The 12,700-nt window shown below is 44.1% G+C and carries 12 protein-coding genes; 10 read left to right on the top strand and 2 right to left on the bottom strand.

The window, feature by feature from the left end; translation table 11 throughout:
• Nucleotides 1–1,489, top strand: a 1,489-nt coding sequence (locus tag RsY01_RS03750) for an InlB B-repeat-containing protein (RefSeq protein WP_167373214.1), incomplete at its 5' end; no start/stop codon positions are given.
• A 318-nt stretch (nt 1,490–1,807) separates the two neighbouring features.
• Here the strand turns inward: RsY01_RS03750 and proC are convergent.
• A complete protein-coding gene (proC, locus tag RsY01_RS03745) occupies nt 1,808–2,587 on the bottom strand; it encodes a pyrroline-5-carboxylate reductase (RefSeq protein ID WP_094784205.1) in 780 nt (259 codons plus the stop codon).
• A 270-nt stretch (nt 2,588–2,857) separates the two neighbouring features.
• On the opposite strand from proC, the gene glmU reads away from it, so the two are divergent.
• From glmU to RsY01_RS03700, 9 genes are all read left to right on the top strand, one after another.
• A complete protein-coding gene (gene glmU, locus RsY01_RS03740) occupies nt 2,858–4,231 on the top strand; it encodes a bifunctional UDP-N-acetylglucosamine diphosphorylase/glucosamine-1-phosphate N-acetyltransferase GlmU (RefSeq protein WP_094784204.1) in 1,374 nt (457 codons plus the stop codon).
• Nucleotides 4,232–4,291: 60 nt separating this feature from the next.
• Nucleotides 4,292–4,852, top strand: coding sequence for an NUDIX hydrolase (locus RsY01_RS03735; protein ID WP_094784203.1), 561 nt, complete (start codon nt 4,292–4,294; stop codon nt 4,850–4,852).
• Nucleotides 4,845–5,117 (top strand): cell wall synthase accessory phosphoprotein MacP, encoded by a 273-nt coding sequence (macP, locus tag RsY01_RS03730; RefSeq protein WP_094784202.1) that lies wholly within the window; start codon nt 4,845–4,847, stop codon nt 5,115–5,117. Before RsY01_RS03735 ends, macP begins: the two co-directional genes overlap by 8 nt.
• A 46-nt stretch (nt 5,118–5,163) precedes the next feature.
• A complete protein-coding gene (locus RsY01_RS03725) occupies nt 5,164–5,844 on the top strand; it encodes a 5'-methylthioadenosine/adenosylhomocysteine nucleosidase (RefSeq protein WP_094784201.1) in 681 nt (226 codons plus the stop codon).
• A 3-nt stretch (nt 5,845–5,847) separates the two neighbouring features.
• Nucleotides 5,848–7,287: a nicotinate phosphoribosyltransferase gene (locus RsY01_RS03720; RefSeq protein WP_094784200.1), complete on the top strand. Its 1,440-nt coding sequence runs from the start codon at nt 5,848–5,850 to the stop codon at nt 7,285–7,287.
• Nucleotides 7,284–8,111, top strand: a complete 828-nt coding sequence (gene nadE / locus RsY01_RS03715) for an NAD(+) synthase (RefSeq protein ID WP_094784199.1) — start codon at nt 7,284–7,286, stop codon at nt 8,109–8,111. The genes RsY01_RS03720 and nadE overlap by 4 nt, the downstream gene beginning before the upstream one ends.
• Nucleotides 8,108–8,674, top strand: coding sequence for a nicotinate-nucleotide adenylyltransferase (locus RsY01_RS03710; RefSeq protein ID WP_094784198.1), 567 nt, complete (start codon nt 8,108–8,110; stop codon nt 8,672–8,674). The genes nadE and RsY01_RS03710 overlap by 4 nt, the downstream gene beginning before the upstream one ends.
• 122 nt (nt 8,675–8,796) lie before the next feature.
• Entirely contained in the window at nt 8,797–10,116 is a 1,320-nt protein-coding gene (gene pepC, locus RsY01_RS03705) for an aminopeptidase C (RefSeq protein ID WP_094784197.1), read from the top strand.
• Between the two features lie 232 nt (nt 10,117–10,348).
• Entirely contained in the window at nt 10,349–11,812 is a 1,464-nt protein-coding gene (locus RsY01_RS03700) for a DEAD/DEAH box helicase (protein WP_094784196.1), read from the top strand.
• 57 nt (nt 11,813–11,869) lie between these two features.
• On the opposite strand, the gene RsY01_RS03695 is transcribed toward RsY01_RS03700, so the two are convergent.
• Nucleotides 11,870–12,559, bottom strand: a complete 690-nt coding sequence (locus RsY01_RS03695) for a DUF1129 family protein (RefSeq protein ID WP_094784195.1) — start codon at nt 12,557–12,559, stop codon at nt 11,870–11,872.
• Between the last annotated feature and the right edge of the window lie 141 nt (nt 12,560–12,700).

Below are 12,700 nucleotides of genomic sequence, written 5' to 3'. Positions count from 1 at the left end.
AAGTATTGCAACCATCGGCTTCAGACGTTTCCAAGGTGCTAAAAGTCTATTCGCCATTTTACTTTTACTGGTAGGCTTAGGCGGTGTAGCAACGGTCTATGCAGCAGAAACCTACCATCATCGCGATGAAGTGCGCAATCATGCGGTTGAGTTAGCGGGTACGACCTATGTTTTCCATTTAGCGGGCGAAGGTGATTTTGAAGAAGACAACGCTAACACTGGCGATACAGGTGGGGATAACGGTGGTTCAGAAGTCACGAAGAATTTTACCATTACCTACTACATCAATGGTGTCAAAGTCACCAACTTATCTCTGGTATATGGTTACGTTGCGGGTGAGCAAGCGACTGATTTAAAAACGCCAACATATGAGGCTGAAGATTTCTCAGGTTGGTATGATAATGATACTTATACAGGTAATGTCATCACAAGTATCGCGAAAGAGGCGACAGGCGATAAAGTCTTCTATGGCAAAACAACACCCAAAACCTATCAAGTCACATTTGACAGCACTGGTGGCGAAGCGGTAGCTTCAGAAACAGTCAATCATGGGCAAACAGTTTCAGAACCAGTTGCCCCAACAAAAGATGATGCCATCAATCCAGCAGATGCGCCAGAACATGATTTTATCTTCAAAGGTTGGTACACAGAGCCAGACTTAACAACGCCATTTGATTTTGAGACACCGATGACAGAAAATATCACACTCTATGCGAAATGGGGCTTGCCCATCACAGAAGCTGGTCTAGTGAACCCTGCTGTCGCCTCATACGCTGATGGCAAGCTCGGCACCCCAGGGGATGCGATTTGGTTCGCAAACGCTTGGTTCCAAATCCTAGATGAGGATATGGATGATGACGCAAGTAATGGTTTGCAGGCGCTTGTTATTAAAGTCTATGACATCGGCAACAGTCAATTTATCGCAGATACAACTCGTTATGGATTATACTTTGATAATATTACAAGTGATGGTGACTCAGCAGATGGCAGTAATGGTTATGAGGATAGTCGTAATCCAGCCATTGGTGGTGTCGGAAAATTCATCGATGACTGGTACAACGCTAATATTGAAGGAACAGTTTATGAATCTTCTGTTCAAGCAGTTGCTCTGAATAATCCGAATTATACTGATTTTACGCAAATACCATTTACATTTGATTCTGGTAGCACTATCACAAACTGGATTTGGAAAAGTTATTATCAAGATACTCGCTTTGCGACGATCTTAGATGTGTCAGGTTACCAACAAGCCTTTGCCTTGAGCTATGGGGATATTCATGGTCATATGGGCATAGCACCACCAACAACATTTACACACCTTTTAGATTTCCAACCTACTACCCATTCAGTCAATCCAACATTTTGGCTTCGCTCAGCTGGTGATAGCTATCGAGCTGCAGGCCGTGTCGATGCGGGGAGCATTAATAACCTTTATCGTGTGCATCTCTTCTACCCTGTCCGTCCTGCTTTGTCTCTCTTAATTGATTAACAACGCTTCTCTCTTTCAAGCAAGTCACTGATGAAGTGGCTTGTTTTTTGAACCTAGTCACCATCGGTCGCACGTCATCATTAGCTTACACGAGCAGTAAAAAAGTTTTACAGGAGCAGTAAAAAGTTTTTACACGAGCTGTAAAAAATAATTACAGGAGCAGTAGCAAAAAGTTGTAGGAGCAGTAGCAAAAAATTGTATGAGCTACAACAAAATTTTGTATTAGCTGTAACAAAATATTCTATTAGCAGGAATCACTTTTACCAAAAACACCAATAAAAAAGCGGGATCCTTCATAAAACGGCTCCCGCTTTTCATTTATTTGTTCATTGTATTATTCTTTTCAATCGTTGCTGTGATGGCATCAATCACGGTAGCAACAAAGTTATTTTGCTCCAAGCTCACCACACCAGCGACGGTTGTGCCACCGGGGCTTGAGACATTGTCAATCAAAGTCCAAGGGTTTTCGTTAGATTTGAGCATCATCTCGGCGCTGGCTGCGACGGTCTCAGCAACGATTTTGGTGCTAGTGTCTTTTGGCATACCATGTAGGACGCCAGCCCGGCTCATGGCGTCGATGAACATGTAGATATAGGCAGGCGAGCTGCCAGCTAAGGCTGTAAAGGTGCCAAAATCTTTTTCAGCCAGTTCGTGGACGCTGCCGACGCTTTCAAAAATCGCTTTGACAGTCGCGAAAACGTCGTCGGAAACATGGGCATTTCTAACGATACCTGTCGTTGATTTTTGAATGGTCGCATTAATATTTGGCATGATGCGGACGATGGGTTGTGTGTCAGTCGTCATCGTGCTGAGGTCAGCTAAAGTGATGCCTGCTGCGATGGAAACGATGGGTTTCTCAGTTTTGTATTCAGATAAAATATCAGCGACGACAGACGGCTTGACTGCGAGGATGATGATATCTGAGATTTGTATCAAGTCAGCATGGTTGTCTGCTGCTGTCACGCCAAGTGCTTGGGCAGTTTTTTGTGTTTCCTCAACATTTCTGCCTGAGAGATGAACACTGAATTGCTCTTGATTCAGTCCTGTAATAATCGCTGATGCCATTTTTCCAGCGCCAATAAAACCAATATTTGTCATGAGTTGCTCCTTATATGTCTGTCTATTGCTTTCATTTTACCATAATTTTCTTGAAAGTCGGGAGAGGGCTTTAGCAAAAATGGGAAATGGGAGGGTGTTTTGAAATGAAATCGGCTAGAAATACTGTTAGAACGGCAACATCTAAGACAAAAGTTAAGTTTATTGGTATAATAGGTTTAAGGTTTTTGTCATCAAAACGACAAATGAAAAAAATGAAGGCATGACTTTTAAATGCTTGCCTTAATCACTTATAAAAGGAGCGATGTGAACATGAATAAATATGCCATTATTTTAGCCGCCGGAAAAGGGACTCGGATGAAGTCTGACCGGCCAAAGGTTCTGCACGAAGTTGCTGGGAAGACGATGTTAGCGCATGTGGTCGCGGCGACGAGTGCTGTTGCACCTGAGAAAACGATTGCCATCGTTGGTCATGGGGCAACGGATGTTTTAGGGACTTTGCCTGAGCATGTGGCTTATGTCAAACAAGAAGAGCAGTTGGGGACGGGGCACGCGGTCAAAATCGCTGAGCCTTTGCTTAAAAATCTGCATGGGATGACGCTGGTTATCGCAGGCGATACACCGTTAATCCGTCCTGAAACTTTGGCAGAGTTATTTGCCTACCACCAAGCGGAAAAAGCAACAGCGACGATTTTGACGGCGATTGCGGACAATCCGACGGGTTATGGGCGAATCATCCGAGAAGCTGGTCATGTGGCTAAAATCGTTGAGCAAAAAGATGCCAACGACTTTGAAAAATCTGTTCAGGAAATCAATACCGGGACTTATGTCTTTGATAATCGGGCGCTTTTTGAGGCGCTCAGCAATATCACAACGGATAACGCCCAAGGCGAGTACTATTTGACAGATGTCATCGAAATTTTAAAAGACGATGCTAAAAAGGTCTCAGCTTTTGTCCTAGATGATTTTAACGAATCGATTGGGGTCAATGATCGTGTGGCACTAGCAACGGCTGAGAAAATCATGCGTGACCGGATTAATACGAAACATATGTTGAATGGTGTGACCTTGATTGATCCAGCGACGACTTATATCGATGCAGATGTTGAAATTGGTGCTGATACCATTATCGAGCCCAATGTTGCCATTAAAGGGCAAACGGTGATTAGTCAGGGCGTGCATATCACATCAGGTAGTCGGATTGAAAGTTCGAGATTGCACCATCATACGGAAGTCCGCAACTCGACGATTGAACATTCTGTGCTTGAGCCCGGTGCGAATGTTGGTCCCTACGCGCACTTGCGCCCAGAAACCATTTTGCATGAAAATGTTCATATCGGCAATTTCGTTGAAGTCAAAGCGTCTACACTTGGCGTTGGGACGAAGGCGGGGCACTTGACGTATATCGGCAATGCCATGGTTGGCGAACATGTCAACTTTGGTGCGGGGACGATTACGGTCAACTATGATGGTAAGAATAAATACAAGACAGAGATTGAAGATTATGCCTTTATCGGTAGCAATTCGTCTTTGATTGCACCGCTGAATATCGGTAGAAATGCGATTACGACGGCGGGTTCTGTCATTACAGATGATGTCCATGAAGATGAGATGGCCTTTGGGCGCGCACGTCAAGTCAATAAAGTTGGTCGTGCCAAACTGATGCCGAGCTATCATGAGCGTTGAGCTATTTGCCAACTCAAATAGGACACCTGACATCAAAAATAAAAACGGAGATGCCAAACGATGAATTTTGAAGATTTCGAAGAAAAGACGTTAAGTCGAGAAAATATTTTTAAAGGGCAAGTGATTGATGTTAAATTGGACGTTGTCGCATTACCGGGAGACTTAGGTCTCGCGAAACGAGAGCTTATTTTCCATAACGGTGGTGTGGCGGTGCTTGCCATCACGCCAGAGCAAAAAATGATTTTAGTTCGTCAATTTCGCAAGGCTTTGGAAGAAGTGATTTATGAAATTCCTGCAGGTAAACTGGAAAAAGGCGAACATGCTGATCCAGAGGCCGCGATGTTACGTGAACTAGAAGAAGAAACAGGCATGACGACCACATCAGTTAAAAAAATCGCTGAGTTTTATACAGCGCCTGGTTTTTGTAATGAAAAGATTTATCTCTATAAAGCTGATAACTTAAGACAAGTCGAACAGCCAAGACCGCATGATGATGATGAAGTCTTGGAGCGCTATGAAGTGACCTTGGCGCAAGCAAAAGCGTTGATTCAAAACGGTGAAATCAGTGATGCCAAGACGATTATGGCTGTTCAATATTGGGAGCTAGAGACACATGCCTAAACCTTTATTAACAGACGAGATGATTCGACAGGCGGCACGGGAAAAAGAACGCTTAGAGCGAGAATTTGAACAAGCCAGACAAGATGACACCCAGCTGATTAAGCAATTTGCCCCACAAAAGGCTCAATTGGAAAAAAATCAGGTCTATAAAAGCCGCCGGATTGAGTCTCAAAAACGAGAAGAACGTGGTAAAAAAATCACAAAATATATTGTGATTTTATTGATTTTATTGGTGATTATTACGGTGATTGTGTTTAAGTTTTAAACAAGCAGTGTCTAGCCAGCTAAGCCAAATGAGAAAGTGAGTGAAGATGAAAATAGGTATTATTGCAGCTATGGACGAGGAGTTGAAAATCCTAGCAGAAACGCTGCAACATGCTGAAAAAGCCAGTCATCATGGGTTGATATTTTATACAGGCATTATCGGGCGACATGACGTTGTCCTTGTCAAGTCGGGGATTGGGAAAGTCATGAGCGCGGTTGCGGTTAGCCTACTCGTTGACTTGTTTGCCGTTGATGGCATCATTAACAGCGGGTCTGCTGGGGGTGTTGGCGCGGGTCTTGCGGTTGGCGACGTCGTGATTGCGGATAAATTAGCTTATCATGATGTCGATGTCACAGCCTTTGGCTATGCTTTTGGGCAAATGGCGGGGCAAGAACTTTATTATCACAGCAGTGCCTATTTTGTTTCAGAGCTGAAGAAAGCGGCGCCTGAAGCTCAGGTTGGCTTGATCACCTCGTCAGATTCTTTTATCGCGTCTAAAACGCAACAGCTCGCGATTAAAGCACACTTTCCTGATGTGCTTGCGGTGGAAATGGAAGGGGCATCAGTCGCTCAAGCAGCGACGGCACTCGGTAAACCATTTGTTGTGATTCGCAGTCTTTCGGACACAGCTGATGGTCAGGCGGCGGATAGTTTTGATGCCTTTATTGTCCATGCTGGTGAAAAATCTGCTGCGACCTTAATTAAGATGTTGGAAACAATGGTGTAAAAGATGACAGATAATTTAGTACTGCATACGGATCTCTACCAGATTAACATGATGCAGGTTTATTTTGAGCAGGGGATTTCTGAACGTCATTCGGTGTTCGAAGTTTATTTCCGTGATATGCCCTTTAAAAATGGCTATGCTGTTTTTGCAGGTCTGGAGCGGGTCGTTGGCTATTTGCGCGACCTCCATTTTGGCGATGATGATATTGCGTATCTGCGGGAGCTGGGCTATCCTGAAAACTTTTTGGCTTACCTCGCTGACTTGCGCTTTACTTGTGACGTGAGATCGGCGCAGGAGGGCGATCTCGTTTTTGCGAATGAGCCGATTCTTCAAGTTGAAGGCCCATTGGCACAATGCCAGCTGGTCGAAACAGCGATTCTCAACATCGTCAACTTCCAGACGCTGATTGCAACGAAAGCCGCGCGGATTAAGTCGGTGATTGGCGATGCACCTCTGCTTGAGTTCGGCACACGGCGGGCGCAGGAAATGGATGCAGCGATTTGGGGGACGCGTGCGGCTGTGATCGGCGGTGCGGATGCGACCTCTAACGTTCGAGCGGGTAAGCTTTTTAATATTCCGGTGTCAGGCACACATGCCCACTCACTCGTCCAAGCTTATGGTAATGACTATGACGCCTTTAAAGCCTATGCGACAACGCACAGGGATTGTGTCTTCCTAGTCGACACTTATGATACCCTGAAAATCGGTGTGCCTGCAGCTATTAAAGTCGCAAAAGAAATGGGCGAACGCATTAATTTTCAAGGCGTTCGCATCGATTCAGGAGATATGGCTTATATTTCTAAAAAAGTCCGTGAACAGCTTGACGATGCTGGCTTTACAGAGGCGAGAATCTATGCATCTAATGACTTAGATGAAAATACAATTCTTAATCTCAAAATGCAGAAGGCTAAAATCGATGTCTGGGGTGTGGGGACGAAACTGATTACAGCCTATGATCAGCCGGCACTCGGAGCCGTGTATAAAATCGTTGCGATTGAAACGGAAACGGGTGAGATGCGTGATACCATCAAGCTTTCAAGCAATGCTGAAAAAGTGTCAACGCCCGGTAAAAAACAAGTCTGGCGGATTCGGAGTTTGGATAAAAACAAGTCTGAGGGAGATTACATCACCTTTTCAGATGTCGACCCCAATGACTTAGATGAGATTTTCATGTTCCATCCGACTTATACCTATATCAATAAACGATTGACGCATTTCACGGCGCGGCCGTTATTGGTGCCTATTTTTAAAAAAGGTCAGTTGAGTTATGATTTGCCGACATTGCCAGAAATCAAGGTCTATTTCAAAGAAAAATTAGATGATTTGTGGGATGAGTACAAACGTGATTTGAATCCTCAAGACTATCCGGTCGATTTGGCGCAGGATGTCTGGGAAAATAAAATGAAACTGATTGACCAAGTGAGAAAGGATGTTTACAAATGACCTTACAAGATAACATTATCGCAGCTTTAGGCGTAAAACCTGAGATTTCACCCGCAGAAGAAGTACGCCGTTCCGTTGATTTCCTGAAAGATTATCTTAAAACCTATCCGTTTTTGAAAAGTCTAGTTTTGGGTATTTCTGGCGGTCAAGATTCAAGTCTGGCAGGGCGTTTGGCGCAGCTTGCGATTGAGGAACTGCGGGCTGAAACAGGCGATACGACCTATCAATTCATCGCTGTTCGTCTGCCTTATGGCGTGCAACACGATGAAGATGATGCCCAAAAGGCATTGGCTTTCATCCAACCAGATGTCAGTTTGACGGTCAATATCAAAAGCGCAGTTGACGGCGAAATCGAAGCCTTGACTGAGGCGGGTCTTAACATCACAGACTTTAACAAGGGCAATATCAAGGCGCGTCAACGCATGATTACCCAGTATGCGATTGCTAGTGCGCATTCAGGTGCGGTGCTTGGCACGGACCATGCGGCTGAAAACATCACAGGTTTCTTCACAAAATTTGGCGATGGCGGGGCAGATATTCTACCGCTTTTCCGTCTCAATAAGCGTCAAGGCAAGCAGTTACTAGCTTATCTTAATGCGGATGAAACGCTTTATAAAAAAGTCCCAACAGCCGATTTGGAAGATGGCAAGCCTGGTCTGGCTGATGAAGTTGCGCTAGGTGTGACTTATGATAATATTGATGACTACTTGGAAGGTCGTGAGATTGCTACTGACGCCCGTGCTGTCATTGAAAATTGGTGGCTGAAAACGGAACACAAACGGCATTTACCAATCACTGTTTTTGACGACTTCTGGCGCGCATGAGAATCGGTATTTTAGGGGGCAACTTCAATCCGGTGCATTATGCCCATCTCTTTATTGCGGATCAAATTCAGCAACTCTTGGACTTGGATGAAGTTCAGTTGATGCCAGAAAATGAGCCACCTCACGTTGATACGAAAACGACGATTTCGGCAAACCATCGGGTGAAGATGCTAGAAATTGCCTTGCAAAACTATCCCAAGTTGACGCTGAATCTGTCGGAAATCGAACGAGGCGGTAAGTCTTATACCTACGATACCATGGCGAAACTGACGGCTGAGCATCCTGAAAACGAGTATTTTTTCATCATCGGTGGCGATATGCTTGATTACTTGGCAAAATGGTACAGGATTGATGACTTACTGAAATTAGTGACATTCGTGGCTGTTAAGCGTGATCAAACTGTTCTGACTGCGCCGAAATATTCCGTTCAAATGCTAGAGTTACCCTTGCTGAATATCTCCTCAAGCTATATCCGAGAGAGTTTACAAGCCAAGCGTTGTCCGAATTTTCTCTTGCCAGCTGAGGTGCTGACCTACATTGACCAAAACGGTTTATACCGATGAGGTCTGCTTAAAAATCGACTTGTACAGGCTTGATGCAAGTCTTTTTTAAAGACATCAACTATATAAAGTAATTTGCTGAGATATGCGATGAAAAGTGCTATACTAATCTTTGGAGGATTAAAATGACAGAATTAACATCAGAATTTACACAATCACTATTTGATAACTATCAAAAAAATGCGAAATTTAGCGCCGTTGAAAATGCAGCGACTAAAAATGGCTTGCTCAATGCCCTTGAAAATCGGGCGTCACATGCAGCGAATTTGCCTGTTTTCTCAGTTGATTTGACAAATGATCCCGTCAGCAACCAAAAACAATCAGGTCGTTGTTGGATGTTTGCAGCTTTGAACACTTTCCGTCATAAAATTTTGACAGAGTTCAAGTTGGAAAACTTCGAGTTGTCACAAGCCTACACGTTTTTCTGGGATAAATATGAAAAATCAAACTGGTTCCTTGAACAAATCATTGGGACAAGTGAGCTTGAAATCGGCGATCGCAAGTTGAAATTCTTGCTCGATGTGCCCCAACAAGATGGCGGACAATGGGACATGGTCGTGGCTTTGTTCCAAAAATATGGTGTCGTGCCAAAAGACATTTATCCTGAGTCGATTTCATCAAGTGCCAGCCGTGAGTTGGATCAATATCTCAACAAACTTTTGCGTCAAGATGCGCAAATCTTGCGTGACTTGATTCAATCTGGTGGTGATGTGGCGGCGAAAAAAGCAGAACTTTTGCAAGAGATTTTCAACTATCTTGCCATGACACTTGGCTTGCCACCACAAAAATTTGACTTTGAATACCGGGATAAAGATGACCAATTTAACAAATTTGAAAACATCACACCGCAAGCTTTCTACGAAAAATTTGTGAATATCAAGTTGGATGATTACGTGAGTGTGATTAATGCCCCAACTGCTGACAAACCTTATAACAAATCTTACACGGTTGAGTTTTTAGGAAACGTTGTCGGTGCGCGTGACGTCCGTCACTTGAATGTCGAAATGGATCGTTTCAAAAAATTAGCCATTGCCCAAATGCAAGCGGGTGAAACTGTTTGGTTTGGCTGTGATGTTGGCCAAGTCTCTAATCGTCAAGCTGGTCTGTTGACCATGGACGCTTATGATTTTTCAGCCATGGATTTGCACTTCACACAAGATAAAGCGAGCCGTTTGGATTACTCTGAGTCATTGATGACGCACGCTATGGTCTTGACTGGTGTTGATTTGGATGCTGCTGGCAATTCCCTTAAATGGAAAGTTGAAAATTCATGGGGCGATAAAGTCGGTAAGAAAGGCTATTTCACAGCATCTGACGCTTGGATGGACGAGTACACTTACCAAATCGTTGTCAGAAAAGAATTCTTGACTGAAGCTGAATTGGCTGCCTATGAGGCTGAGCCGGAAGTGCTCCTCCCATGGGATCCCATGGGCGCTTTGGCTTAAATTCACTTCGCTATACTGCGTCAAAGAGAGACTTGCGTACCCAAGTACGCGGCGTCTCTCTTTTTCTCGTCTCGCTTTGCGAATTTAACTCAAAGTTTTAGTTGAATTTTCTGGCGAACTTCTTCGTTACAGCAATAGATGAAAAATCAGATGTTAATTGGCATCTGATTTTTTTGGTGGATTTGGTTGTGTATGATACGGCGATGAGTTTTTTATGGTATAATCAAGCAACATGGAAAATACATTTGAAGCGCTACAGATTAGCGCAGAAACGCAGAAGGCTTTGACAGCCTTGAATTATACAAGCCCTACACAAGTTCAGCAAGCAGTGATTTCAACATTTGCCCAAGGACAAGATTTACTGGTCAAATCACAGACAGGGAGTGGCAAAACAGCAGCCTTTGCCATTCCTTTAGTGGAAAATATTGTCTGGGAAGAACGTCGCCCACAGGCGGTTGTCTTGGCACCAACGCGCGAGTTGGCGCTACAAATTGGCGAGGAAATCTTTAACATTGGACGCTTTAAGCGCATCAAAGTTGAAACCTTAATCGGTCATTCATCATTCCAAGCGCAGACGCGTAACCTTAAAGAGCGGACGCACGTCGTTGTCGCGACACCGGGCCGATTGTTGGATCATATCGATCAAGGCACGATTCAGCTTGACCAAGTCAAGTTTATCGTCTTAGACGAAGTCGATGAGATGCTCAGCATGGGCTTTATGGAGCAGGTAGATGCGATTTTTGAGCAGTTGCCAACTAAACGCCAAGTTGCCCTGTTTTCTGCAACCCTACCGCAAGCGGTCATGGATGTGGCGGATTTTTATGTGAGACAGCTAGCTTTGATCGAAGTACAGGCGACAAATGCCGTGGCAAACAGGATCGAGCAGACTTTTTACTTGGTTGACAAAACTGAAAAGTTAGCCAATCTCTACCAACTCCTAGTCCTTGTCAATCCTGACTCAGCTATTATCTTTGCCAATACGCGCGCAGCAGTTGATGATATCGCAGATTTTTTAGCTCAGAAAAATGTCAAGGCTGAAACTCTACATGGTGGCATGGAACAGCGCGACAGAACGCGCGTTATCAATGATTTTAAACATAATTACTTTAGATTTTTGATTGCAACTGATGTGGCGGCGCGTGGCATTGATGTGGCTGATATTGCAGCGGTTTATAACTATGATTTGCCTGACAATCCTGAGAGTTACACACATCGTATCGGTCGAACGGCTCGGTTTGAGAAAACGGGACAGGCGATTTCTCTGGTTAGCAGCGCCCAAAGAAGTGATTTTGCTAAAATTGAGACTGCGCAGCTCGCTACCGGTGCTGAAATCACTGAGAGGCAACTGCCAAGTAACAGTTTATTTGAGAAGCGCTTACCCATATTTACTGCCAAGCAAAAACGTGAAATGGTCGTGAAAACAGCGAAAAGTGCGGTGTTTAAGGCGGACATCATGAAACTGCATGTCAATGCCGGCAAGAAAACCAAGCTCCGAGCAGGCGATGTGGTTGGCGCGATTACGAACATTCCGGGGATTTCTGGCGATGATATTGGGGTCATCTCGATTATTGATGTGTCGACTTTTGTCGAGATTTTGAACGGTAAAGGCAAGCGAGTGCTCAAGGCATTACAGACTGAGAAAATTAAAGGGCGTGTGCGTAAGGTATCGCGTGCCAATGCTGGGAAGTATGAGTGATAACTATAAAAAATCGTCTAGGAAATTTTCCCAGACGTTTTTTTTTAATTGAAGCACTTAAGCTTTCTTTGAATTTTGAGACGGCTGTGTCGCCAGGGTTGACTTGATGTGATATTTACGTTTGAGCAAGTAACGACTACCGAGTGCCAGCGCACCAATGGCTGCGGTCACATAGCCGACAGGAGAGAAGTTGATTTCTTTAGGGAGTAGCATGGTCAGGCTAAAGATGGTAATCCATCCCAGAAAACCGAGCGTCAAAGTCCCAAAGGTTTTGAGGCTGGCTGTTTTTTTTCCCTCACTCTGTGGTTTATAGATGAGGCGGAACATCAGATACATCACGAAACCAGCCGCTAAACTCATCGTGACAAGTGTAATCAGCCCATAAGTTTTAGCGTTCTTGCTGAAAACAGCCATCAGTCCATTCATCAAAGCTAGAATCCCCAGCATGAGTAAGGAACTATCCAACCACATGAGGACAGGTGTTTCGTTGTCATTTTGAGATGTCCCCGTCTTGCCTGATTTACCACCAGCTACCGCAGGAGCATATTGGGCCGTGAATTCAGAGGGAGTCCCTAAGATATCTTTAGCCAGTACACGTTGGTCCTGAGCCTCAACGATTTTTGGCAGAATATCGGATAAAATGGCCTTGATTTCGTCATCAGACTTGCCGATTTTGACAAGCTTACGTGTCACCACATGAATGTATTCGCTATTTTTAGCTGTTAAGTGTTCGATATAATTTTCCATAGTCCTATTTTAACAGAAAATAAGTCATTTTTCATCAATATGACAAAAATTGGTACCGTTTGCAACATAATTTTGCTAAAATAGAGGTGTTGCCTGTTTCTCTAAGCGTCATTTGATAAATAGGTGGATAGAACATGAAGA

Origin of the sequence: Pseudolactococcus reticulitermitis (assembly GCF_002260845.1) — a bacterium.
In the GTDB taxonomy this organism is placed as follows: Bacteria; Bacillota; Bacilli; order Lactobacillales; family Streptococcaceae; genus Pseudolactococcus; species Pseudolactococcus reticulitermitis.
Note: the sequence above shows the minus strand (reverse complement) of the source record. Positions and strands in the feature narration are given on the sequence as shown.

Bases quoted from the DNA above. Each gene is read 5' to 3' on its own strand.
- RsY01_RS03725 (WP_094784201.1), top strand. From the start codon at position 5,164: ATGAAAATAGGTATTATTGCAGCTATGGACGAGGAGTTGAAAATCCTA.
- RsY01_RS03735 (WP_094784203.1), top strand. From the start codon at position 4,292: ATGAATTTTGAAGATTTCGAAGAAAAGACGTTAAGTCGAGAAAATATT.
- glmU (WP_094784204.1), top strand. From the start codon at position 2,858: ATGAATAAATATGCCATTATTTTAGCCGCCGGAAAAGGGACTCGGATG.
- nadE (WP_094784199.1), top strand. From the start codon at position 7,284: ATGACCTTACAAGATAACATTATCGCAGCTTTAGGCGTAAAACCTGAG.
- RsY01_RS03710 (WP_094784198.1), top strand. From the start codon at position 8,108: ATGAGAATCGGTATTTTAGGGGGCAACTTCAATCCGGTGCATTATGCC.
- RsY01_RS03700 (WP_094784196.1), top strand. From the start codon at position 10,349: ATGGAAAATACATTTGAAGCGCTACAGATTAGCGCAGAAACGCAGAAG.
- pepC (WP_094784197.1), top strand. From the start codon at position 8,797: ATGACAGAATTAACATCAGAATTTACACAATCACTATTTGATAACTAT.
- RsY01_RS03695 (WP_094784195.1), bottom strand. From the start codon at position 12,559: ATGGAAAATTATATCGAACACTTAACAGCTAAAAATAGCGAATACATT.
- macP (WP_094784202.1), top strand. From the start codon at position 4,845: ATGCCTAAACCTTTATTAACAGACGAGATGATTCGACAGGCGGCACGG.
- RsY01_RS03720 (WP_094784200.1), top strand. From the start codon at position 5,848: ATGACAGATAATTTAGTACTGCATACGGATCTCTACCAGATTAACATG.
- proC (WP_094784205.1), bottom strand. From the start codon at position 2,587: ATGACAAATATTGGTTTTATTGGCGCTGGAAAAATGGCATCAGCGATT.